Annotated in this window: 24 protein-coding genes; 17 read left to right on the top strand and 7 right to left on the bottom strand. The window is 33.4% G+C overall.

Annotated elements, in window-relative coordinates; genetic code table 11:
• The 9 genes from F555_RS0106050 to F555_RS0106015 all read left to right on the top strand — a co-directional run.
• Positions 1 to 365, top strand: a 365-nt coding sequence (locus F555_RS0106050; protein WP_018154330.1) for a MarC family protein, incomplete at its 5' end; no start/stop codon positions are given.
• 15 nt (positions 366 to 380) lie between these two features.
• Positions 381 to 1,097: a 1-(5-phosphoribosyl)-5-[(5-phosphoribosylamino)methylideneamino]imidazole-4-carboxamide isomerase gene (hisA, locus tag F555_RS0106045; protein ID WP_018154329.1), complete on the top strand. Its 717-nt coding sequence runs from the start codon at positions 381 to 383 to the stop codon at positions 1,095 to 1,097.
• Positions 1,098 to 1,101: 4 nt separating this feature from the next.
• Complete coding sequence (locus tag F555_RS0106040) at positions 1,102 to 2,046, top strand: carbohydrate kinase family protein (protein WP_018154328.1); 945 nt, start codon at positions 1,102 to 1,104, stop codon at positions 2,044 to 2,046.
• 217 nt (positions 2,047 to 2,263) lie between these two features.
• The gene (locus F555_RS0106035) at positions 2,264 to 3,784 is read left to right on the top strand and encodes a sodium-dependent transporter (RefSeq protein ID WP_018154327.1); all 1,521 of its coding nucleotides are present in this window, start codon (positions 2,264 to 2,266) and stop codon (positions 3,782 to 3,784) included.
• Positions 3,781 to 3,876 carry a MetS family NSS transporter small subunit gene (locus F555_RS09670; RefSeq protein ID WP_157205748.1) on the top strand — a complete coding sequence of 32 codons (96 nt, stop codon included), beginning with the start codon at positions 3,781 to 3,783 and terminating at the stop codon, positions 3,874 to 3,876. Before F555_RS0106035 ends, F555_RS09670 begins: the two co-directional genes overlap by 4 nt.
• Positions 3,877 to 4,211: 335 nt before the next feature.
• A complete protein-coding gene (locus F555_RS0106030) occupies positions 4,212 to 5,177 on the top strand; it encodes a CBS domain-containing protein (RefSeq protein WP_018154326.1) in 966 nt (321 codons plus the stop codon).
• 104 nt (positions 5,178 to 5,281) lie between these two features.
• A complete protein-coding gene (locus tag F555_RS0106025) occupies positions 5,282 to 6,181 on the top strand; it encodes a methanogenesis marker 7 protein (protein ID WP_018154325.1) in 900 nt (299 codons plus the stop codon).
• Between the two features lie 30 nt (positions 6,182 to 6,211).
• The gene (locus F555_RS0106020; RefSeq protein WP_040682814.1) at positions 6,212 to 6,631 is read left to right on the top strand and encodes a hypothetical protein; all 420 of its coding nucleotides are present in this window, start codon (positions 6,212 to 6,214) and stop codon (positions 6,629 to 6,631) included.
• 36 nt (positions 6,632 to 6,667) lie between these two features.
• Complete coding sequence (locus F555_RS0106015; RefSeq protein ID WP_018154323.1) at positions 6,668 to 7,309, top strand: lactate utilization protein; 642 nt, start codon at positions 6,668 to 6,670, stop codon at positions 7,307 to 7,309.
• Positions 7,310 to 7,350: 41 nt separating this feature from the next.
• On the opposite strand, the gene F555_RS0106010 is transcribed toward F555_RS0106015, so the two are convergent.
• Positions 7,351 to 8,295 carry a replication factor C small subunit gene (locus F555_RS0106010; protein ID WP_018154322.1) on the bottom strand — a complete coding sequence of 315 codons (945 nt, stop codon included), beginning with the start codon at positions 8,293 to 8,295 and terminating at the stop codon, positions 7,351 to 7,353.
• Positions 8,296 to 8,404: 109 nt separating this feature from the next.
• On the bottom strand, positions 8,405 to 9,511 hold the full coding sequence (gene cfbD / locus F555_RS0106005; RefSeq protein ID WP_018154321.1) for a Ni-sirohydrochlorin a,c-diamide reductive cyclase catalytic subunit: 1,107 nt from the start codon (positions 9,509 to 9,511) through the stop codon (positions 8,405 to 8,407).
• Between the two features lie 128 nt (positions 9,512 to 9,639).
• On the opposite strand from cfbD, the gene F555_RS0106000 reads away from it, so the two are divergent.
• From F555_RS0106000 to rnp3, 3 genes are all read left to right on the top strand, one after another.
• Positions 9,640 to 9,933, top strand: a complete 294-nt coding sequence (locus tag F555_RS0106000) for a DUF211 domain-containing protein (protein WP_018154320.1) — start codon at positions 9,640 to 9,642, stop codon at positions 9,931 to 9,933.
• 261 nt (positions 9,934 to 10,194) lie between these two features.
• Positions 10,195 to 11,436, top strand: a complete 1,242-nt coding sequence (locus F555_RS0105995; protein WP_018154319.1) for an RNA-guided endonuclease TnpB family protein — start codon at positions 10,195 to 10,197, stop codon at positions 11,434 to 11,436.
• A gap of 131 nt (positions 11,437 to 11,567) precedes the next feature.
• Positions 11,568 to 12,269 (top strand): ribonuclease P protein component 3, encoded by a 702-nt coding sequence (rnp3, locus tag F555_RS0105990; RefSeq protein WP_018154318.1) that lies wholly within the window; start codon positions 11,568 to 11,570, stop codon positions 12,267 to 12,269.
• A 36-nt stretch (positions 12,270 to 12,305) separates the two neighbouring features.
• On the opposite strand, the gene F555_RS0105985 is transcribed toward rnp3, so the two are convergent.
• Positions 12,306 to 13,595, bottom strand: coding sequence for an MBL fold metallo-hydrolase (locus F555_RS0105985; protein WP_018154317.1), 1,290 nt, complete (start codon positions 13,593 to 13,595; stop codon positions 12,306 to 12,308).
• 206 nt (positions 13,596 to 13,801) lie between these two features.
• Here F555_RS0105985 and F555_RS0105980 point away from each other — a divergent pair, with 206 nt between their 5' ends.
• Entirely contained in the window at positions 13,802 to 14,563 is a 762-nt protein-coding gene (locus F555_RS0105980) for a TatD family hydrolase (RefSeq protein ID WP_018154316.1), read from the top strand.
• A 26-nt stretch (positions 14,564 to 14,589) separates the two neighbouring features.
• On the opposite strand, the gene F555_RS09435 is transcribed toward F555_RS0105980, so the two are convergent.
• Positions 14,590 to 14,733 carry a hypothetical protein gene (locus F555_RS09435; RefSeq protein WP_018154315.1) on the bottom strand — a complete coding sequence of 48 codons (144 nt, stop codon included), beginning with the start codon at positions 14,731 to 14,733 and terminating at the stop codon, positions 14,590 to 14,592.
• Between the two features lie 17 nt (positions 14,734 to 14,750).
• On the bottom strand, positions 14,751 to 15,248 hold the full coding sequence (locus F555_RS0105970) for a type 1 glutamine amidotransferase domain-containing protein (protein WP_018154314.1): 498 nt from the start codon (positions 15,246 to 15,248) through the stop codon (positions 14,751 to 14,753).
• A 370-nt stretch (positions 15,249 to 15,618) separates the two neighbouring features.
• Between F555_RS0105970 and F555_RS0105965 the strand changes: the two genes are divergently transcribed.
• Positions 15,619 to 16,242 carry a DOMON domain-containing protein gene (locus tag F555_RS0105965; RefSeq protein WP_018154313.1) on the top strand — a complete coding sequence of 208 codons (624 nt, stop codon included), beginning with the start codon at positions 15,619 to 15,621 and terminating at the stop codon, positions 16,240 to 16,242.
• A 501-nt stretch (positions 16,243 to 16,743) separates the two neighbouring features.
• Here the strand turns inward: F555_RS0105965 and F555_RS0105960 are convergent.
• On the bottom strand, positions 16,744 to 18,261 hold the full coding sequence (locus tag F555_RS0105960; RefSeq protein ID WP_018154311.1) for an AMP phosphorylase: 1,518 nt from the start codon (positions 18,259 to 18,261) through the stop codon (positions 16,744 to 16,746).
• Positions 18,262 to 18,514: 253 nt separating this feature from the next.
• Complete coding sequence (gene metG / locus F555_RS0105955; protein WP_018154310.1) at positions 18,515 to 20,584, bottom strand: methionine--tRNA ligase; 2,070 nt, start codon at positions 20,582 to 20,584, stop codon at positions 18,515 to 18,517.
• Positions 20,585 to 20,995: 411 nt separating this feature from the next.
• On the opposite strand from metG, the gene F555_RS0105950 reads away from it, so the two are divergent.
• The 3 genes from F555_RS0105950 to F555_RS0105940 all read left to right on the top strand — a co-directional run bounded on the left by F555_RS0105950 (position 20,996) and on the right by F555_RS0105940 (position 24,664).
• Entirely contained in the window at positions 20,996 to 22,018 is a 1,023-nt protein-coding gene (locus F555_RS0105950) for a type II glyceraldehyde-3-phosphate dehydrogenase (protein ID WP_018154309.1), read from the top strand.
• Between the two features lie 207 nt (positions 22,019 to 22,225).
• The gene (locus F555_RS0105945; protein WP_018154308.1) at positions 22,226 to 22,603 is read left to right on the top strand and encodes a hypothetical protein; all 378 of its coding nucleotides are present in this window, start codon (positions 22,226 to 22,228) and stop codon (positions 22,601 to 22,603) included.
• Between the two features lie 258 nt (positions 22,604 to 22,861).
• The gene (locus F555_RS0105940; protein WP_018154307.1) at positions 22,862 to 24,664 is read left to right on the top strand and encodes a KamA family radical SAM protein; all 1,803 of its coding nucleotides are present in this window, start codon (positions 22,862 to 22,864) and stop codon (positions 24,662 to 24,664) included.
• Positions 24,665 to 24,684 lie beyond the last annotated feature (20 nt).

Genomic DNA, 24,684 nt, shown 5'->3' with positions numbered 1-24,684 from the left:
TTCACGCAGAGATATCTGGGATAAAACAAACTTCAAAAGAAGAAAAAGAACTCGAATATTTAGAAAATATTGCAGTAGTTCCCTTGGGCATACCCCTACTTGCTGGACCTGGTACCATAACTACCACAATTATTTTAATGGATAGTGCAAATACAGTATCTGATAAAATTACAGTATTAATTTCAATATTATTGGTATCTATGATATCAGGAATTATGCTGTATCTCTCAGAACCTATTGCAAAGGCCCTAAAAACATCGGGAATAAATGCCATAGTAAGACTTATGGGTTTAATTCTAGCAGCAATCTCAATAGAGATCATATTCAGTGGAACTTACGGCATGATAAAAACAGCAGTAGTATAATACCTAGGTGAAAGAATGATCGTTATTCCGGCAGTTGATATGAAAAACGGAAAATGTGTCCAGTTAATTCAAGGTGATCCCAATAAAAAGCATGTTGAATTGGAGAATCCAGTTGAAGTTGCAGAAAAATGGGTGAGCGAAGGGGCAGAAATGCTTCACTTAGTTGATTTAGATGGTGCAATTGAAGGAGAAAGCGTTAATAGAGAACTAATAAAGGAAATAATCCAAACTGTAAATGTGCCAGTTCAGATTGGTGGAGGAATCAGAACAGTTGAAGATGCACTGAATCTAATCGAGATAGGGGCTAAAAGAATAATTTTAGGCACCGTTGCAGTTGAAAATCCAGATATTGTTGAAGAAATATCAAAAAAGGTAGGTAAAGAAAAGGTAATGGTGGCGTTAGATGCAAAAGATGGCAAAGTTGTTATAAAAGGTTGGAAAGAAAAAACAAAATATACTCCTGTTGAAATGGGAAAGATATTGGAGGAAAAAGGTGCAGGAAGTATCTTGTTTACAAATGTCAATGTAGAAGGACTATTAACTGGAATAGATGTGGAGCCAGTTAAACAGTTGGTGGAAGAGTTGGAAATACCAGTTATTGCATCAGGTGGTGTAACTACAATTGAAGACCTGATTAAACTAAAAGAAGTCGGTGTTGAAGGGGTAGTTGTAGGTTCTGCAATTTATAAAAACCTTATAGACTTGAAAGAAGCTATTAAAGCCTGTAGGTGATAGAATGGAAGATCCAAAAAGCTCACGATGTAAAACAGGAAAGATAACCGCAGTAGGCCATATTGCATTGGACTATATTTTTAACATAGAAAAATTCCCAGATCCAAACACATCTGTTCAGATACCAACTGCAAAAAAATATTATGGTGGAGCTGCATGTAATGTTGCAGTAGGGGTAACGAAGTTAGGTTTAAATTCAGGAATTGTCTCCTGTGTAGGTTATGACTTCAAAAATTCAGGTTATGAAAGATACCTGAAAAATTTAGGTGTTGATACATCCAACATCTACCACTCCGATGAAGAAGAAACTCCAAAGGCATGGATATTTACAGATAAGAAAAACGATCAGATAACCTATTTTTTATGGGGTGCTGCCAAACACTACAAAGAACTTAATCCCCCATGTTTCAGTGCAGATATCGTTCATTTAGCAACGGGGGATCCTGAATTCAATATAAGCTGTGCTGAAAAAGCTAAAGAATGTGGAGCTCTAGTATCCTTTGATCCTGGACAGGATTTACCACTTTACAGTAAGGAAGACATGGAAAGAATACTTAAAAATGTGGATTTCTTGTTTATGAACAATCATGAATACGATAGAGTATTAAAGTTATTGGGCGATAATGCGGATGAATATATGAGCATGGTTGAAATACTGGTTGTCACCCATGGTAAAGAAGGAAGTATAATTCATAAGGAAAATGAAGAAATAAAGGTTCCTGCACTAACTGCAAATGCCAAGGATCCTACTGGTGCAGGAGATAGCTATAGAGCAGGGTTTTTAACTGCCTATTTAAAAGGTTATGATTTAAGGGAATGCGGCCTTATAGGGTCCGGTGTAGCATCTTTTGTGGTAGAAAAAAAAGGTTGTCAAACTAATTTGCCATCCTGGGATGATGTGATCAACAGGTTGGAAAAAGAAATCGCACAAATCCGAAGGATTTGCTGATTTACTCGCTTCGCTCGTAAAACCCATAATTTATTTTTATACATTAATTTATATCTTATTAACTATTCTTTATAGATTAAATTTTTGTCACTTTAACAATTTTAAAAGGAGCATAAAACCATATTATATAACAAATTATAAATATTGATGATAGATGATTAACTATTGTTTTGTTAGTTTTTTAACATTTTAGGTTATTATTTAATTAGGTGGTTAAATGGCAGAAAGAGAACAGTGGGGTTCAAAGATTGGATTTATATTGGCTGCGGTCGGTTCAGCCATAGGTCTAGGTAACATTTGGAGATTCAGTTACCTTGCCTACAGTAACGGTGGTGGAGCATTTTTAATACCATACTTTGTAGCGTTACTTTTTGTTGGAGTTGCAGTGTTGCTACTTGAGCTCGCATTAGGTCACTCAACAAAAGGATCTGCACCATTGGCATTTAAAAGACTACACGAAAAAAGTGAGTGGATAGGCTGGCTTGGTGTTACATCAGGTTTTATTATAACCACGTACTACATGGCCATTATTAGTTGGGGGGCATACTATCTTTACAAATTGCTGCTAAATGGATTCCCTACAACCAACTTTAGTGATTTCTTCTTTGGGAGTGTATTACAGCTCTCATCAGGTCCCGGAGATATTGGAGGATTTGCAAACGGTATATTAATTTCAGTTTTATTTATATGGTTGATTAACTATGTAATTGTTAATTCAGGGGTTAAAAAAGGTCTTGAAAAAGCAAACCAAATATTCATGCCCCTGCTCTTTATTTTAACTATAATATTAGTGATTAGGGGAATAACCCTACCTGGAGGTTTAGAGGGTATAAATTGGTACTTAACTCCAGATTTTAGTGCTCTGACAAACCCGAGAATATGGCTTGATGCATTCTCTCAAATATTCTTTACATTGAGTCTTGGTTTCGGTATTATGATAGCCTACTCAAGTTACTTACCTAAGAAAACTGATTTAACTACAAGCGCCTTCACAATATCCCTACTAAATTGTGGATATTCGTTCTTAGCAGGTTTTGCAGTATTTGGTACTCTTGGGTATATGGCATACACATCAGGACTTCCATTTAATGAAGTTGTGGCCCAAAGTATCGGTCTAGCATTCGTTACATTCCCGGAGGCCCTTTCATTAATGCCTGTAGGGAGCCTCATATTGGGAGCCATATTCTTCCTTTCACTGGTTATTGCAGGACTTTCTTCATCAGTATCTCTTGTAGAAGCCATAACCTCCGCTGTAATGGATAAATTTGAAATTAGCAGAGGTAAAGCAGTTGCATCAGTTACCATATTGGGATTCCTCGGAAGTTTATTATACACCACAAAGTCAGGGCTTTATTGGCTTGATATCGTGGATCACTTCACAGCTTCATACCTCCTCCCAATTGTTGGAGTTTTTGAAGCGGTTGTGGCAATATGGATATTCAAAGGAGAAAAATTAGAAGCATACTTAAACAAATTATCGGATATAAAAATAGGAAACTACTGGAAGTTCTTTGCAGGAATATTAACCCCGGTAGTCCTTCTATCGGTTATAGGTCTTGATGTAGTAAGTATGATGTCTAACCCATATGGAGGCTACGCTTGGTCATACTTGGGTGTAGGCATAGGTATCGCAATACTTGGTGTAATAGTTTCATTTGCCCTTTCAAGAATTCCTTGGAAGAAAAAAGTAGAACCTTGGGATGAATTTGTTAAAAAACAGGAGGATGATGCAGAATGAACACATCTGCCATAATAATGTTCTTATTTGGAGCTATTGTGTTGTGGGGTGGTTCAGCCTATTTCCTCATGAAATCTATGAAAAGCGATTGATAGATTGGCAATAAGTTTTAGTTCAGATGCCCTCGATATCCTCTTACCCTTAAAAACACTTTTTTATCTTTTACGATGATAATGGCATCTTAGATTTCTATATAGGGTGGTGTGCAATTTTAAGTTAACTAATCAGTCTTTGTAAATCAAATATCCGTTAAAAATAAACCATATTTTCAATTAACAGTTTATTTTATATTTAATAAAATTTACCTGTATTACTAGTTAAGTAAGTAATAAATACACACCTCAATTCAAAACCCAAATCTTTTATAAAACATAAGTTTTTAAATTTAAACTAATAATAGTTTCATAATAATATCATGGTGATTAATGTGCTTTTCAGGAAACTTTCAACTGTAGAAAGGGTTTACAACATAGGATTAGAACAAAAAGTACTATCGGATGTATTTAAATGTATTAGCGGTTTTATTAAAGAAGCAGAGGAGGATTTAATAAAACTCTATGATCTGAGAATACTTGATAAGATCCCAGTTGATCAAATAATGACCAAGGATGTTGTATTGATTAATGAAGAAGATAGCGTTGATGAACTAGAACGGATTATCAAAAAGTACAAACACATGGGCTATCCGGTTGTTGATAAAAACGGAAATCTAGTTGGTATTGTAACATTTAAGGATTTGGGCAAGAAAAAGGGGGGCCTATTTTTGAAAAATAAAATTAAAGATATAATGACCCCAAAAGAACAGCTCATACTAATTTCTCCCGATACGTCAGCATCGGAATCCCAAAAAATCATGGCCAAAAATGCCATAGGAAGACTGTTAGTCGTTGATGAAAATGAAAATATTGTGGGAATAGTAAGTAAAGGAGATATTGTAAGAACGTATCAAATATACAGCAATAAAGTTACAAAAATCAAAGAATGTAGTCGTATAACTAATTTTTATTTTTATGACTGTGAAAAATCAAAAATGGAAAAACTCGCAGATGATTTAGTAATATTATTGGGGGGCAGAGGATTTATTATATCAGAAAAAGAAGATTATATTGAAATATTAACAAGAGATTGGGAACCACTAGCTAAAATAATGAAGAATAGAGGCAAAATAGATCATATCTCCCTAACCACTAAGTTATTGGACATATTGGAACTAAGTATTGTTAATGAGATATTGGGGCTTATTGAAAAATATAGTTTTGAGGAAATCGTCATAACTGACCATATAACACTGATTGATGAAAGATCATCAATACAGAGGATCATAACAGATGTGACATCATTTAGAGATAGTAAAAAAACATTTGGTACCATAACAATAAGATCTGATTTCTAATAACGCATATATTATATCATTTCTTTTGCAGCTCACCTGTTGTAATAGATTAACTTCTGAACCCCAAATATATTATATTTATAAAAGTTTAGGTGTGATAGATAATGTATCAAATTGTTAGGTATGAAGGAGGAGTTTACAAAAACAACGTCCTGAAGGAATGGATAGAGGATATTGGGGGCTTTATAATTCAGGAACACGTTATGCAACTGGATGTTTACATGACTGTTGCTTTACCTCAAAATGAAATAGAAAACTTCAAAAAAGAATCCAAAAAATACAAGGGGAAGGTAGTCGAAACCCCACTTGCAGGAACTGAAATTGCAGTGGTGGCACCTAGTTTATCAAGACATCATCTCCCACACATAGCCTGTGATGTTTCTGAATATGTAAGGAGATTTGGTGCTAAACCCAACATGATAGGACTTTCTCACGGAGCTGGGAAGAATATTAGTGAACTTAGGGAAAAAGAAAAGAGATTGATTGAAGAACACGACATTGCAATATATGTTATGGGTAACTTTGAAAGCTGTATAAAGGATAAAACCCATTTATTCAACGTTGATATTCCAATAGTTGTTACTGGCGGACCAGAAAAATTAGATATTCCATACGTATATGTTGGAAACTTAGGTAGGAGAGCTCATAGGTTAAGGCATGGAGATGAAATAAGAGCATTAAGAAAAATGATAGATGAAGTTACAAGGTTGATCAATGAAAGAAGGACAGAACTATCTTACGACCCCCCAATAGTTCCTCCAGTTGTTGTAAAGGATGAAATAGAAAAACGTGTAGATGAAATCTATGGAATATTTGCCCCGATGCCTATTGTAACCCAGTTGGATGGATTAAGGATTAAATTAGACTACGATACCTACAAGGAAAAAATAGAGAATGTTAAAGTTGGTAGATATATTTTAAAGGACATAGCATACATAACAAGATCTGAAATGAAAAATTATATTTTAGTTAAGATAAAGCCAACATCCGAAGTTAAATATTAGTTTGGAGGAGAAAAAATGAATATCGAAACATTGGAAAATGAAAACATTGAAATTGTTGAATTACCTTTACCGCCTGGAATCCCACAATCAATCATTGCTAGATTACTTGACATTTGTAATATTGAATACGAAGTTAAAAAGGACGAAATTCTGGATAAAGAATATCCCATACTATATGGAAGTCCGGAAAATATTGAAAATGCAAAGAAATTTATTATTTTATTCACCGAAACCAGATTGGCATTAAGGGATATTGCAAGACTTGCTAGAAGATTCAAAACAACGGCTAATCTATACACCGAAGATGATGAACTTAAGTATGTACTCGGAATTGTTGCAAACGATGTAACAAATAAGGATAAAATTGAAATTTTAGACAGCAAACCAGAGGGAGAATTCGAAACTATAAAGATTTGTGATAAAGATTTGCATGTCCATATAATTGATTAATATATTTCCATAACAAACTCATAAGGGGTTATTGAGATGAAGGAAATAGAAAGCTGGCATAATGAAGCAGTTGGTAAGAAAGTAGTAGACGCACTGAAAAAGAACCTTTTTGACGCAGTATATTTTCCAACTGCTGAAGAAGCCGTTGAATACATTTTAAATTATGTAAATAAAGGAGATAAGGTAGGTTTTGGGGGCTCCATGACTGTAAAATCCATGAATATCCAAGATAAAGTTAAAGAAAAAGGAGCTGTAGTTTTAGATCATGGCGATCCTAACTTATCCCCTGAAGAAAAACTTGAAGTTATGAGAGCTCAGCTCACCTGTGATTTATTCCTATGTAGTAGCAACGCGATAACTTTAAATGGTGAGCTCGTAAACGTTGATGGAGTAGGTAACAGAGTTGCAGCCCTGTCATTTGGACCTAAAAAAGTAATAATCGTAGCAGGAACTAACAAAATTTGCAAGGATGAAGATGCAGCATTTGAAAGAATAAAGATGATAGCAGCACCTAAAAACACAAAAAGATTGAACTTATCTAACCCATGTATTAAAACAGGTTTTTGTGTAGATTGCAATAGCGAAACAAGAATTTGTAGAATCTACACAGTTATAAAAAAGAAACCTATGCTTTCAGACATCACAGTTGTTATAGTTGGGGAAGAGCTCGGACTCTAACATGTGAAAAATAAAAAAATAGGTTAAGTTTATTAAGTTTATTATAAAACTCCCATTTTAGCCAGCAAGGCACACAACTGTATCCTTTCGTTTGCACCTTCTACTATTCTAAAATCACATTCTCCAACAGCTTCGACTAAATGAACTTTTTTCTTTTCTTCAATATCTAAATTAGGAACTTCCCTAAATATCTGTAGGAGTATATCCTCCCCACTCATACCCCATTCAATCATGAGCTTGTATAGTTGATCTCTAGCCTCATTGAATTTCCCATCTAAAGCTAATTCAATCATTTTTTTAATTTCTTCTGGTCTAGCCCTTGAAGAAACTTTATAAACAATCTCATCGGTTATAACATTTGAAACCGCCGCTGCAGTTTGTAGTACGTTAATGGCTTTTCTCATGTCCCCCTCTGATACATAGATTACAGCCTCAACACCACTATCCTCTAAGACTAAACCTTCTTTTTCAGCTATCTCCTTTAATTTTTTTACAATGTCTTCCATTTTCAATGGTGAAAATCTAAATATGGCACATCTTGACTGTATAGGAGGAATAATCTTGCTTGAATAGTTGCACGAGAGTATAAATCGGCAGATATCTAAATACTTCTCCATGGTTCTCCTAAGGGCATTTTGAGCATCGCTTGTTAAAGCATCGCTTTCATCTAAGAATATTATTTTAAATGGAGCATCCCCAATTGGCTTTGTTCTTGCAAAATCTTTAACTTTAGTTCTAATTACATCAATACCTCTTTCATCACTGGCATTCAGCTCTAAGAAGTTGTCTCTCCAATGTTCACCAAACAAATCCCTAGCTAAACATAGAGCTGATGTGGTCTTTCCAGTTCCAGGGGAACCGCTAAACAACATGTTTGGCATGGATTTATTTTTTACATAACTTTTAAGTCTATTTGTTATTTCATCGTGTCCAGCAACTTCATCCAAGGTTTTTGGTCGGTATTTTTCTACCCAAGGTTTTTCCATAGTTACCCTCTTATTTTATTGTTAAATTCGTTATAATGCATAAAAAATAAATATTTAGATATTAAATGTATTTATGGATGAGTTTATTATACTTACGCTTTAAAAAAAATCATTCTTCAAAGTTTATATACTTCAGTATCTCTCCAAATCTAGATTTTACAATATTTCTTTTTCCTAAAACCTTTGCATGAGCATCCAATTCAATGATTCCATAATCATATAGCTCTTTTATTGGATGATAGAGTCTAGGACCATCACTTATTCCAATGGTTACAATATTTTCATTTATTTCTTTCAATTCCTCAATAGGTAGAGCATGGGGAACCCCTGAAACTACAACTAAATCAGGTTTAATTTCTTTTAATATCTCTACTGCTTTTTTTCCAGTAATTGGATATTCGTCTAAACCGCCGGTTATATAATCGATATTAATATTATTCTTCGAATATTCTCCAAAAATATTCTTTGCATCATTTTTAACCTTCTCAAAGCCCACATTTTCATCTAAATTGGCTATATTTACACAGTCAAATATCCTGTTAATTTCAATCAAAGGATGGGCAAATAAATAGGCAGTTTCCTTTTTTGCATTTAATACACAGGCCACTTTAATATCTTCCCCATTTTTAGCCCTTTCTTTTAGTTCCCTTAAGAGCTCTATAACTTCGTCAACGTCATCTTCATAGGTGGGCTTTAAATATTTACTCTTAGCCATCCCCCTATTTTTCTCAACTTCTGTAGCTTTTATAAGCATGTCTTTCTGCCTTTCAAATTCTTCTTTGCTTATTAGCCCTAACTCCAAACAGCTTTTCATGGTTCTTATGGCCCCAACGGTATTATCCATTAATCCGCTGTGGATTTCAACTGGAACTATGATGTCTTCGTACTCGTCCAATATACTATATAGGTCTTCACCAATTATCATACTTGCACAGGTCCCAACAACGCCGATAATGTATTTTCCATCTTTTGGTTTGTTGGATTTTAAATATTCAACTACATCATCTAAAACACTTCTCAATTTTTCCATTGCTCCAAAAATAAAGTCATTTTCTCCCATCGCAGTTGTAAAAATTCTTACACCGTCTAACTCTAAAAGTCTAGCTGTTCTAAAACAACATCCGCTTGGTCCGTGTAGTACTATGGCATCAGCCCCAATATCTCTCAATTGATACATTGCTGCAGCTATAGGAGAGGGTCTTGGATGTAATATCATAACTATCACTTTTTTTAAGATGTTACAAGTTATTGGTATAAAAACATAATATATAAAACTATAAAAACCCCATGTGATATAATAGAAATATAATAAACTACGATATTTCACACTGGGAGGAATAGAAGTTGACCGGATTAAGAAGAATAGTTCTTGATGTTTTAAAAACTCATGAACCTAAATTAAACGATTTAGCCCTCAAACTATGTGGATTAAAAGAAGTAGATGGTGTAAACATTACTGTTTATGAGATAGATAAATCCACGGAAAATATTAAAATAACAATTGAAGGAACAAATTTGCAATACGAGCCTATCAAAGAAATCATTGAATCCATGAATGGAGTTATACACAGTATTGATGAGGTCGCAGCTGGAAAAAGAATTATCGAAGAAGTAAAAACGCCACAAGATAGGCATTAACTTTTTCCTACCATAGCAAAGGAACTATAAAATCATATGGTTTGTTCAATTGAACAAACATACAAATATAGTTTTATTTTATTTTGATTTAACATAAAAACGGCTATCTATTATTTTTGCTATATATTCAAACTACTAAATATAGCCGTTTGAAACTGTTTAAAAATTCGTAGACAAATATGGGCATTTATAGTTAAACAATAAAGAAATTTTTATATATCTGATAAAAGATGAGATTATTAAAAACAAACAAACAATGCTATGTCGAATAAAACAAAATCGAAAAATAACCAAGAATTGACTTACCAAGTCGTTCTATCTTACAAAGTTAGTCATAACTATCCACTTAAAACTTTTTTAACTGAATGTAAAGACAAGTTAAACATAAGCATCGACATAATTTGGAATAACATCGAATACACTAAAAAAGGTTATCCAAAACTCCCGAAATCAAACGAATTCAAAAGAAATTTAAGAAACAAACTCTTAGAAAATTGGAATTATGCCTCTCATTATATCGATGGGGTTATAAAAACCGCTTATTCAGTCTTAGAAAGTTGGTTATCTAACTATAAAAGAGGTTATAGAACTAAAACAAAACCGAAAGTAGAGCGGCTATTCGTTAGGGTTAAGACAACTCTAATAAAATACGATAAGGAAAAAGGAGAGATAAGGATAACCATAAAACCGAGAAAAGAATATTTAGTTTTAAACATTAAAAACGAATGGTTTTTCGATAAAGTTAAAGATTTATCAATAGGAGAAATTATTTTAAAAGAAAATGAGGCATTTTTAACGTTCAAAGATAATCTAAACTATTCAGATAAAGAAATAGTTGTTGGGGTGGATAGCAATCTAAAATCTCTCGATTTGTTCCATCCGATAGAAGGCTGGATAAGAGTTGATTTAACCGAATTACATCGACTTAAAGAAGTTTATGATAAAAAAATCGACTTTCTTAAATCATTGCTTAAAAAATGCCCTTTAAGAGTTATGAGAAAGATAGAAAGGTTATTCGAAAGGAGAAGGAACAGAGTTAAAGATTTTTTACACAAACTCACAATCCAATTATCTCGATTATTTCATAACGCGATTTTTGTTTTTGAGGATTTGAATAAGAGGAAGATGTATAAAAATAAATACTTCAATAGAAGAATAGACAGGACAAATTGGAACAGCATAATACAAAAAATCAGCTATAAAACGATTGTTATCTTAGTTAATCCTGCCTACACTTCGACAACCTGTCCTATATGCAGGAGTAAAATGGAGTCCCAAGAGGGGCAGGTTGTTTGCTGTAATTGTTCAGACTCTTTTAACCGTCAGTTAGTTGGCTGTTTAAATATTTTTAAAAGAGGTTTAGGAAAAATTAAAGAGTTGATGGGTGGCTCAGGGGTTACCACGACAGGGACAGAGGTTTCCTTTAGAAAACTGATGACGTCCAATCCAAACGTGGTCTATTGTGTAGATTATAACGGAAAATACTTAATAAGAGTTGGTTAAATGTCTATAATTGTCTATATTTGACCATGTTTGGAGAACCCCGTTTAACGAAGATAGTTATTAAATCCAAAATTTTAAGCGTTTCATATAAATTGTAAAATCACTATACTCATGATTTTAAGAGGAATACAATGATAGACAAAACTGTTGATATCAACCATATTTTTGAAGAGGACGAAATAAAACTACTAAAGGACATGGGCTGGAATAGGTCAATAGCTGTTCAATATCACAATGAGTACGATAAGGAAAAATTTGATAAAGCCAAAGAATATGGGGAGAAACACGGTTTAGAGATATATTGTGGAATTAAAATAAAGACCGATTCCTCAAAAGATTTAACAAAAGCCATTAAACGTTTTAGAAATAAAGCAGATGTTCTTTTAGTCGAAGGAGGGATCGTAAAAATCAATAGAAAAGCCCTTGAATCCCATGAAGTAGATATTTTATCAACCCCTGAATTAAATAGAAATGATAACGGTATTGACCACATACTTGCAAGGTTGGGAAGCACCCACAGGGTAGCAATTGAACTAAATTTAAACAGTTTGTTGGAAAAAAAGTACTATGAACGAGCGAGGTTGTTGTGGTCATTTAGGAGAAACATATTTCTTGCAAGAAAATACGATACCCCAGTTGTGATTTCAAGCGGTGCAAAGGACATTTACGGTATAAAATCCCCAAACGACCTAAGGAGTTTTTTAAACACCCTTATAGATCCTATTTACTCAAAAAAGATAATGGAAACCACAAATAAGATTTTAGATTATAGGATTTACCTAAAAAAGAACAATGTGGTAAGGTATGGTATAGAAATTGTAAAGGAAGAATAAAACAAAATATAATAAAATATAGCATCATAATAGTACTTACAAAACCTTATCCAAATCTATTTTATCCCCTAGTTTTGGAGTAAATGTAATGTAACCATTTTCAACCGCCCAGTCATTAAATAGTGAAATACTTTCTTCTTCTCCATGTTGTACTATAAGAGCTCCAGGATCTGCTTTTTTTACAATCTTTCTAAGTTCATTCATATCCCCATGGGCTGAAAATTCATACAAACTTACCTCAAACTTTGGTTTAACACTGAGCTCCCCAAGAGAAAGTTCTCCAGTTTCAATCAACCTTCTTCCTACAGTATCTTCAACTTGATAGCCTGTTAGAATAAGTGAGCTCTTGGTATCATTCCAGAAATTCCACATATATGTCACTACAGGTCCACCTTCAAGCATTCCTGCAGTGGTAACCACAATACCGCCATTTTCCTTTAAATCTTTAATTACATGCTGCCTATCTTTGTTATCGACTTCATAAACATTGAGAAATACTTTTTTAAGATCTTCAGGATTTTTAAGGTATTCAGGATATCTCAACATTATTTCAGTTATCTTTTTTGCAAGTCCGTCAAAATAAATCGGGATATCTAACCCCAAATTATTTAAAACCAAAAGTATTTCCTGACTCCTATCAACTGCAAAAACAGGTATTATTGCAACTCCCTTTCTTTCTACAGTTTCCTTCACCTTTTCTAAAAATTCTTTTTCTATTTTTCCCCTATCGGGATGAACTTCACCACCATATGTTGATTCAACTATTAACACATCTATACTCTCTTTACAGTAACTCAGATCCGCCCCTTTTACGAGCTCAGTATCTAAAACCTTTGTGTCCCCGGTATAAACCAACTTTTTATTTCCATAATCGAGTAATATGGAGGCACTTCCTGGAATATGGCCTGCATTGAAAAATTCAAAATCAAAATCTTTAAAATGTTTTGTTTTATTGTACTTCGCTTTTCTATGGAGTTTTATAGTTTTATGTACGTCCCCTCTATCGTAGAGCTCTTCTAAATTTTCAGCCAAAGCTATTTTTAAAGAATCCTTTAGGAGCTCTTTTGTTAGTGCCTTTGTCATGTGTGTTGAAAATATAGCAGGATTAACTCCAGAATGGACCAGTACAGGTAGAGAACCAGTATGATCCAGATGAGCATGAGATATAAAAATACAGTCTGGGTTTGCATCCTTCAAAATTGGATATTCAGGGCCTTCTGGTGATAATTTAATCCCGCAGTCAAATAATACACTACTTTGATCAGTTTTAACCTCTATACAACTTCTCCCTACTTCCATTGCTCCTCCCCTAAAAAAGATCTCCATAAAAACCCTCCCTTCTAATTCCAAATTACAATATTAATTTCAAATTTTGGTCATTAGGAATAGTAAATTACCCCTTAAGTTAATTTTTGTATTAATTTACTATTCATAACTTTATTATATATGATTTTAATAATATATACTTAATTAGTGGAAAAGCTGAATATATTAAATTAAAGTTCTGTAATAACTCCATGAGGGGAGAAACTATGATTGATTCACACATTCATGCAGATACTAGGCCCTACGAAGATTTTGAACTAATGGCAACGTGTATGGAAGGAGCTGTAACCCTTGCACACGATCCTTTAAAAATGAGATCCATGGACGTGCTCCTTTCTCATTTCGATAGAATTTTAGAAAATGAAGTTGAAAAAGCTGCTAAAAACGGTTTAAAATTATATGTATGTATAGGAGTACATCCAAGAGCCATTCCACCAAATTTAGATTTTGAAGTTGTTAAGGAATACTTAAAAAAAGATCACGTTGTAGGGGTTGGTGAAATAGGACTTGAAAAGTGCACTAAAGAAGAAATAGATGTGTTTACAGAACAGATTTTAATTGCAAAAGAGCTTAAAATGCCTGTAGTTGTCCATACCCCTAGAAGAAATAAAGAAGCAGTTACAAAGGAAATTCTAGAAATATTGGATTCTTTAGACTTGGATAAAGGAGCTCAGCAAAAAATAGTAATTGAACACTGTACAAAAGAAACAGTCAAATTCGTTTTTGACACTGAAATGTTTATGGGACTCACGGTTCAACCAAGTAAATTAACTCCAATGGATGCAGTTGACATAGTGAAAGAATATGGTGGAGAAAGGTTTATGCTAAATAGTGATAGTTCTTCTGCCCCGTCAGATATTCTAAGTGTACCTAAAACAGTTGTTAAAATGAAATCCGCTGGAATAGATGAAACAATAGTTAAAACAGTCTCTCATGACAATGCAATGAAGTTTTTTGGATTAAGATGATCTACAAACAGCAAATGCTCTCTTTTTTATAAATATCCAAAATTAACTACTATAATGTATACTATATAAAGCGCGACCATTACCGCAGCAGCTTCCATAATTATTGCTATTGCGGCACTTCCCTTCTTTGATTTTAACTTACCCTTTATTTTGTTTATGGCTTTTTCCATTTAATCACCATAACAAATTATTCAAATTTCTTTAGATATTCTCCCATAAACTCTGATAAATCCCATGGATGTCGAGATGAAACTAGATTATCATCTACTACAACACCTTTATCCACAAATATACCTCCAGCAGCTATTAAATCATCCTTAACACCATACCAACATACTGCTTTTTTTCCCTTAATTTCACCTGCAGATATTAGTACCTGTATTCCCTGACATATTGAAGCTACTGGTTTTTTATCATCCATAAAATTTTTTGTTATATTTACTGCATTTATATCTAAACGAACCGTTTCTGGTCCTATGCCTCCAGGTAACACTAACCCATCATAGTCATCAGGATTTACTTCGCTAAATTTTAAATCCACTATAACTTTATATCCTTTCTTACCTTCAATTTTACGTTTATTTGAAGCTATTTGGACATTATATCCCTCTTCCATAAGCCTAAAATATGGATAAAAAAGCTCCAGATCTTCAAAACCGTCTGCAGACAGAATTAAAATATTCATACTACCCCCTCAACATAGTAAGTTATATTAGGGTATTAAACATTTTTGAATTACCCATACGTTTTGTTTATGGCCTACATTGCATAAATACCTGTTTATTTTTTCATCACCTTTCCATGGATTGATATTCACCATTAGTAATTAATAATTCATATAATTTTACCAATTATTAATTAGTTTTTTCAAAAAAGATAAATATAACCTAAATCCTAATTTATAGTAGTTTGCGTTAAATATTGAAAAATACACCAATAAATTTAAGAAAGATGGATTATTTTAAAATTTGAGGCGTAAACATTCTACAATCATTTAATTTCGGAACATATAATAAATTTTAATAAATTTACAAACAACTATAATAGGGGGGAGTATGTGGAAGAAATTTATAATCATTATAGGTCTAATTTTTATAGTGTTGTTATTCAGCGGATGTATTGGAAATACTCCAGAAGAAGCCATCAATTCTAAAATATCTGAAAAAACATTTATTTCTGAAACTTTGGGAGATTGGAAGGCCGATGGAGTTATTGGAAAAGATGAATATTCTCACAAAATCTCATTGAATGGTGGAAAATTCATAGCTTACTGGGGAAATGACGATGAGTATATCTACATGGGGTTAAGGGGACAATCTATCGGATGGGTTGCTATAGGGTTTGAACCAACTAACGCAATGAAGGATGCAGACATGGTTTTTGGCTGGGTTAAAGATGGGCACGTGGTTGTTTTAGATCTCTATTCAACAGGGACCTTTGGACCTCATCCTCTAGATGAAAGTCTTGGAGGAACTAATGATATACTCGAATATGGGGGCATAGAAGAAAACGGTTATACAACACTAGAATTCAAACGTAAATTAGATACCAAGGACAAATATGACAAAGCATTTGTAAGAGGTCAAAAAATAAGATTCATCTGGGCTATGGCAGATAGCGATGATCTAAATGTTAAACACAATATTGCAAAAGGAAATGGCGAATTAACATTAGACTAATTGCTTATTTTTTATTGGTGGTGGTCCTTATTGTACAGATATATCAAATTCACGCCGTCCTACAAATTTTAGCCCTTTTTTCATTAATCTTAGGTGCTTACTATGCAAAAAAACATAACTTAAAAATACATCATCGTTTTATTTATTTAGCTTTAACTTTAATGACTATAGCAATTGGAATAATGCTTTATTGGGCTAGGGGCATCCCTTCATTTCATGGCAAATTAGGAATATTAATTTACATCTACATATTGGGAACGGCGTTTAGCGGTAGGCTTTTTTTAAAGGGAAAAATAAAGAGAAGTACTCATAAAGCATTGGCTATAAGTTCAATCTTTTTGTTTACCATGCAAATACTCTTTGGGATATATACCTATGTTCTCTAACTAAATATATTGGTGTCTGACAAAAAGAAGCCATAAAAACGCGTAATTTAAGTACAATCAAAAATGAAAAAATAATGGTTGAATCTCTATCCGATGTTAAGTAGGCACGTCAAATTTAAAATCTACTTATTTTTTTAAGCATCATTCCTTCGACTCTTACTGGATATGACCTTCTAGCCAATTTAACCGCAGAATCTAATCTCTCTTCTGAACTTGAATATATGGTATATAGAACATCCCCTTTCTGGATCTTACCGCCCATTTTTGCATTTAAACGAACTCCTGCTTTTTTATCCCTTGGAGCTCCTGCTTCTTTAGCAACATCTGTTATCAATTTATTGGATATATTAGTAACATAACCACTTTTTGGAGATAATATCTCTGCCTTATACTCTCCAATTTCAATTTCTTCAGGTTTTTTAGGTTCTCCACCTTGTTCGGTAATTATTTCATTAAATTTCTCTAAGGCTTTTCCAGTACATAGTATGTCCCAAGCTACATCGGATCCTTTTCCAGGTGACGCAACGCCACCTAATTCCAATATAACACCTGCCAAAGATACTGCCTTTTCAATTAAACTTTTAGGTGCATTTTTACAGTCATGAAGTGCTTCCAGAGCTTCTTTAGCTTCTAAAGCAGGTCCTATGGCCCTACCTATAGGCTGTCCCCCGTAGGTCAATACACATTCAACACGTAGGTTAAGCATATCTCCCAATTCGATGAATTTTCTAGCCAATTGGGCCCCTTCCTGTTCGTTTTTAATTTTTACCTCATTTCCAATTGGTATGTCTATTACCGTATATTTTACACCGGTGGCAATCTTCTTGGCCATTACACTTGACAAGAGTTGAGGTTGCGGATCTATAGAAAGTGGTCTTTCAACGTTTATTATGATGTCGTCTGCTGGAGCAAGGTTTACCGCACCTCCCCAAACCAAACATCCATTTGTAGTTTTTACAACACGTTTTATCTCATCATAAGATAAACTAACGTTTGTCAAAACTTCAACCACATCTGCAGTACCAGCTGCCGAAGTTATGGCCCTTGAAGAAGTTTTGGGAATTTTAATACCTGCTGCAGCCACAATAGGGATCGTTAAAAGTGCATACTTGTTACCTGGAACTCCCCCGATACTATGGACATCTGCAACAATTCCATCTTCCCATTCAATCATATCTCCTGTTTCAGCCATTCTTTTGGTCATCTCTACAACTTCATCCATTCCCATTCCGTTAATAAAAGTAGATGAGACAAAAGCTGCAATTTCAATATTTGAAAGCTTTCTTGAAACTATTTCATCAACTATTGTACGTATCTCATGAGGTTTTAAAGTCTGCCCTTCCATCTTTTTCTTAATATAATTTACTGAAACTGGTTTTTGGGCATGTCTTATTTTTATTTCTTCGCCTTCCTTAATAGGAATACTTTTAAGAATCTCGCTTAGAATACCAACTTCTCCTTTATTTACCATTTCTTTTGTTGAATAAAGTGTGCCTATAAAAGAACCTTCTGAGGTTTCCACTAAAACCCTATCTTGAGGGTAGTATGGAGTGCCCTTTAAATCCTCTTCATTTATGATAACGGCATTTGCACCTAAATCCAAGTCCACATATTTAGTCTTTAAAAATAGCATCAGCTCCCTCCCTAGTTAATATACATACAAACTTTAAAATTTGAGGTATAAATAATTGATGATATAATATTCTAAAAATTTATGATAATTTTACAAATGAATACATTACAATATCTTAAATTTGATTTAAGTGATAATTACATTATTATGTTTGAATTGAACATGATATATTATTTTACTTAATCTTAGAGTAGATATATTTGAAAAATAGTTAAAAATAATGGAAATAAGTAGATAAATATTACAAACTGTGTTAGCAAATCTTACTTCCAACAGGAACATCTTTGTCAGGTGTTAAAAGAGCTACAACATCATCTCCGGCTGCTAAAACCATGCCTTGGGATTCAACACCGCAGAGTTTTGCAGGTTTTAAGTTACATACTAAAACAATTTTTTTTCCAACGAGCTCCTCAGGTTCATAGTGTCCTTTTATACCTGCAACAACCTGTCTTTTTTCATCGCCAATATCTACAATCAATTTTAACAATTTTTTTGATTTTGGGATGTCCTCTGCCTCTAAAATTTGAGCTACTCTTAAGTCCAAGTTATCAAAGTAATCTATGCCAATTAATTCCATTTTTTCACCATTAGACTTTTTTGTTTTGTTTTTACCTTTATTTTTTCCATCTGTTTTTGGCTCCTTCGATGCCATCAATTTTTCTTTCATCTTTTTGATGTCTTCGTCTTCGACTTTTTTAAATATAACCTTTGGTTTTTTTAACTTTTTCCCTCTCAATTCTAAGTCAACTTCTTCGCCCATTAAATCCAAAATTTCCAAGGTCTTTTTAGGCATGAATGGATACAACAGGTATAGTATGTATTTGACTACGGTACAACAGGTGTATAGAACTTCTTTTAATCTTGTTTCGTCTTTAATTGTCCAAGGTTCCATACTCTGGAAATATGTGTTTCCTTCCTTTGCAAGATGGATTATATTCATTAATGCATCTTTGAAGTTGTAGCTCCTTATGTTCTTATCTACATTAGTTAGTGTTTCTTCACATTTCATTAAAAGTGCTTTATCTTCTTCTTTTAGGCTCTCCTTATCTGCAATTGGAACTTCTTTGAATTTTCTCTGAGTAAATACCAAAGTTCTGTGGATGAAGTTTCCAATAATATCGATGAGCTCGGTGTTTATTCTCTTCTGGAATTCGTCCCATGAAAAATCGCTGTCCCTATTTAATGGAGCATTTATCATCAAGAAGTATCTTAAATAATCTGATTCAAAGTTTTCAACAAAGTCCTTGACCCAGACTACCCATTTTTTACTTGTACTCATTTTTCTTCCTTCCAATGTCAGGTAGCCCCCACTGATTACAGAAGACGGTAGGTTATAGTCACCGTTGGCAAGTATCATACCTGGCCAAAATACGGAGTGGTGAACGGTTATATCCTTTCCAATAAAGTGATATATTTTTACATCTTCTTCATTTTCTTTACCAACTGGATTCGAAAATCTTTGATTTTCGTAACCTACTGGATTCGAAAACCGAAGGTTTTCGTAATTTTTTAACCAATATTCTTTCCAAACGTCCCCTAACTGTTTTGTAAATGAAATATAACCTATAGGGGCTTCCAACCAAACATACATGACTTGGTTTGGATTCTCAGGTATTGGAACTCCCCATTTTATATCCCTTGAAATATCCCAGTCGTGGAGCTCTTCAATCCATCTTAAAGCCAAATTCTTTACATGTTCCGGCATCTCTTCTGAGCTCTTAATGTACTCCTCTAAATCACTATTCAAGGCACTTAATTTAAAGAAATAATGTGTTGTCTTTCTGATTTCTGGTTTGGCATTACAGTGAACACAGTATGGGTCTATTAACTCTGTAGGTTCGAGGTGTCTTCCACAGACTTCACAGTGGTCTCCTCTAGCTTCTCCATCGCAGAACGGACAGGTACCTTCGACATACCTATCTGCTAAAAATCTGTCACATTTTGGACAGTAAAATTGCTCAATTTCCTTTTCGTATATGTATCCGTTCTCTCTTAATTTTTTATAGAATTCTTGGGCAGTTTTGATATGTATATCACTGTGGGTTCTTCCAAAGGAATCAAAAACCACATTTAAACTATCCAAATCATGTTTTATCTCATTGTGGTACTTTTCAACAATATCTTCCGGAGTAACCCCTTCTTTTTCTGCAGTTAATGTAATAGGAACCCCGTGGTTATCTGTTCCACCAACATGTATGACATCTTCCCCTTTTAATTTCAAATATCTCGTCATAATATCCGCTGGGATATAGGTACTCCTAGCATGTCCAAGATGCAAAGGACCGTTTGTATATGCAAGGGCAGTTGTAATAAGATACTTCATTATTTCCCTCCGTGACATTCGTATTATAGTATTTTAGTTGTGATTGATTAGCTTAACTATTAGCATTTTTAAATATATATTATTGTTTAAAACTAAAATGAATTTAATTTAAAAATATGAGATTGATTTACCAGAGCTCTCGGAACAACTACACTTAAAAAAAATTTTAGCCAAATCATATTTCTTATGTTACTAAGAAGGTGGTATATATAGTACTTCCACAATAATATATATTAAATTTAAATTAAATTAGATAATATTTTTCAAAACTAACATAGTTAGTTTTGTTAACTTTGTGGAAGCACCATACATTAAAATCAATAATATTGTATGGCATTACCAAAGCTATTTCAAAACTGAAGTACAATAATGTATTTTGAAATGGCAATAGACAGCTTCAGGTGATTATAGATGGCAAAAGTTTTAATAAATGGATATGGTTCAATAGGGAAAAGAGTAGCTGATGCAGTATCCAAGCAAGACGATATGGAAGTTATAGGAGTTACAAAAACTAAACCTGATTTTGAAGCTAGATTGGCAGTTGAAAAAGGATATAAATTATTTGCAGCAATTCCTGAAAGAAAACATTTATTTGAAGAAGCAGGAATTGAAATTGAAGGTACCATTGATGATATAATTGAAGATGCAGATATTGTAGTTGATGGAGCACCAAAAAAGATAGGAACAGATAACTTAGAAAAGATCTACAAAAAATACGGCGTTAAGGCAATATTACAAGGTGGAGAAAAAGCTCACGTAGTTGAAGATTCATTTAACTCACTTTGGAGCTACGATAGATGTTATGGAAAAGACTATATTAGGGTAGTTTCATGCAACACAACAGGATTGTGTAGGACATTTTATGCCATCAACTCTGTTACCGATATATTAAAAGCTAGAGTAGTTTTAGTAAGGAGAGCAGCTGACCCGAACGATGCAAAAACAGGTCCAGTAAATGCAATTGTTCCGAATCCTGCAACCGTGCCTTCTCACCACGGACCTGATGTAGTATCCGTTGTTCCACAGTTTGAAGGTAAAATAATGTCTTCAGCAGTTATAGTTCCAACAACCTTAATGCACATGCACTCTTTAATGGTTGAAACTACAGGAGTTACAAAAGATGATGTTTTAGATGCAATTGAAAAAACCCCAAGGATAATTACTGTAAAAGCTTCAGAAGGTTTGGACTCAACCGCGACAATTATAGAATATGCAAGAGATTTAGGAAGACCAAGATACGATTTAAATGAAATCGCAATCTGGGAAGAAAGCGTAAACGTAGTAGATAATGAAATATTCTTAATGCAAGCAATACACCAAGAAAGTGATGTAATCCCAGAAAACATTGACTGTATAAGGGCAATGCTCCAAATGGAAGACGACAATATGAAATCCATTGAAAAAACAAATAAAGCTATGGGTCTTTTAAAATAAATACAAATGTTTTATTTTTTTAGAACATTATGATTATTTAAATTTTGAAAAAATTAAGGCATTTACTCTTTAAAATACTTTTTTAGCTCAATTTTAGTAGTTTGACAGTCAAATATGGCATAATTATATTTACTAAGTTAATAAGACATTACTTGCTTGGATTTTAATAATTTTTCGATTTCGTCAAGATCATACGTGCGTGAAACTATGAAATACATTAGGGGCCGCTCTTACAAAGAGCTAATTGAAAAGATTAGAGAGCTCGGTACAGATGTGGAAGAAATATACTTAAATAAAGAGCTGTCAAAAAACTTAATTATTGAAATATTAGAAAATTGTGAAGTTAAAACCATTTATCTTCCCGAATCCCGATACAAGAGAACTAACAAAAAAATCCTAGACGCATTAAAAGAAATAGGTGTGGAAGTTAAGTGTATAAAGGGAAAATGTGGAAGACCAACAAATAAAAAAGAAATTATAGCCAAATACTTGGACAAAAGTCCTGAAGAAATCTCCAAAATAACAGGCATCAATCTCAAAACTGTAGAATACCATTACTATAAACTTAAATCTAGAAAATCATAGATTAAACAAACACTTCGTGTTTGTAGCCCACAATTGAAATTGTGGCTTTCTTATTATTCACTTCGTTCATAATCGCAAAACAGGTTTTTGATTTTTAGTAACTTTTAAAACAAAATATTTATATAAATATAACAAATATTTTAGTGTTGGATTATACTTTGTTTTTTGGCTATTTTGGTTTTAGCTTTTTTATCGAATTCTCTTTTTAGAAAAGGTCGATTTAAATATAATAATGTATAAATGTTCGGGGGTGCCAAAATGAGTAAAAATCATGACTTGGAATTTACATTGAATGAACTGTGGAATGCAAATAGAGAATTTTATGAAATTTTGAAGACAAGCGATAGCATAGACTCTGCAAGAAAAAGAATTTATGAATATTTGGCCAGTTTAGAAAATAAAATTTATTTTGAAGAAATAGATCTTCATCCATTAGAGATAATTAACATGAAATCATGTATAAAAGTCTTTAAAAATATCATGGCCCCAAAAAACGAAAAATTAAGCAAATTCAGTGCTTTAGAAACACTGTGGAATCTTGCAAATGGAAACATAGACGAACTAGAAACAAATATTAGCATTGGATTTCTGGAGGAATTTAAACACTTGTTAAAAGGCATAATTGGCAATTCAGGAATATATAACAGTAAAGAAGTTCCAGAATTTTTAAAACTAAAAGGCAGGGAAGCTGCAATAGAAAGGTCAAAAGAGCTTGATAGAATTTATGAATACGCCAATAGATTCATGAAAAAATATCCTTCAGGATTGTTAGAAGAGGTTAAATCAAAAAGAGAAGAAAATAAAAGAAGAATTTTGGATTATTTTGGAGGGAATGAGGAAGACTGGGAAAACTGGAAATGGCACCTTAAAAATATCGTAAAAGATAGACAAACTTTGGAAAATCTTATTGAACTTACTGAAGAAGAAAAAAGAGCCATAGAGTTAGCTGTAGAAAATTCAATCCCATTTGGAATTACCCCATACTACATTTCTTTGATGGACAAAGATCCTAGTAGAAAATATGATCACGCAGTTAGAGCTCAGGTAATCCCTCCGTTAGACTACGTTGAAAAAGTAATTGAAGGTAGGGAAAATAATAAGAATATGGATTTCATGGGTGAAAACGATACTTCGCCAATTAGTCTTGTTACAAGAAGATATCCTATGATAGCAATATTGAAACCATATAACACCTGTGCCCAAATTTGTGTTTACTGTCAGAGAAACTGGCAAATAAAAAATGTACTTGCAGAAGATGCCATTGCTCCGAAAAGTGCAATTGAAAATGCAGTTGAATGGTTTAAAAATCATGAATCAATGAAAGAAGTATTAATAACTGGAGGAGATCCTGTCGTTTTAAATGATGATTTTTTAGATAAGCTTTTATCAGAATTTTCAGGAATTAATCATATTGAAAGGATTAGAATAGGTACAAGGATGCCCGTGGTATTACCTCAAAGAATCACAGATGATTTTGCAGACATGCTTGAAAATCATCATGAGCCTGGAAAAAGAGAAGTTGCAATATCAACACATGTAGAACATGTTTACGAGGTTACAGACGACCTTAAAGACGCCGTTCAAAAAATTAGAAAAAGAGGAATTTGTGTTTATAATCAGCAAGTATTTACTGTCGAAAATAGTAGAAAATTTGAAACTTCTGCATTAAGAGTGGCCCTAAGATTAATTGGTGTGGTACCATACTATACATTCAATACAAAAGGGAAAGAAGAAACTGCAAAATATAGAGTTCCTATTGCAAGATTAATGCAAGAAAATAAAGAGGAATCAAGGCTATTGCCAGGATACAATAGAACCGATAGTCCAGTATTTAATGTTCCAAAGTTAGGTAAGAACAACCTCATATCCTGGCAGGATCATGAATTAATATCGATACTACCTGATGGAAGTAGGGTTTATGAATTCCATCCATGGGAGAAAAATATGACCCTTACAAACACTTACATCTATAAAGACGTCCCTATCTATGATTATCTCATGGAATTAAAAAGGAGAGGCGAAGATATAAATGAATACAATACCATCTGGTATTATTTCTAACATTCTTATCCGTGTTTGTA

Origin of the sequence: Methanothermococcus thermolithotrophicus DSM 2095, from assembly GCF_000376965.1 — an archaeon.
Lineage (GTDB): Archaea > AGJL01 > Methanococci > Methanococcales > Methanococcaceae > Methanothermococcus > Methanothermococcus thermolithotrophicus.
This window is presented reverse-complemented; position numbering and strand designations above follow the sequence as displayed.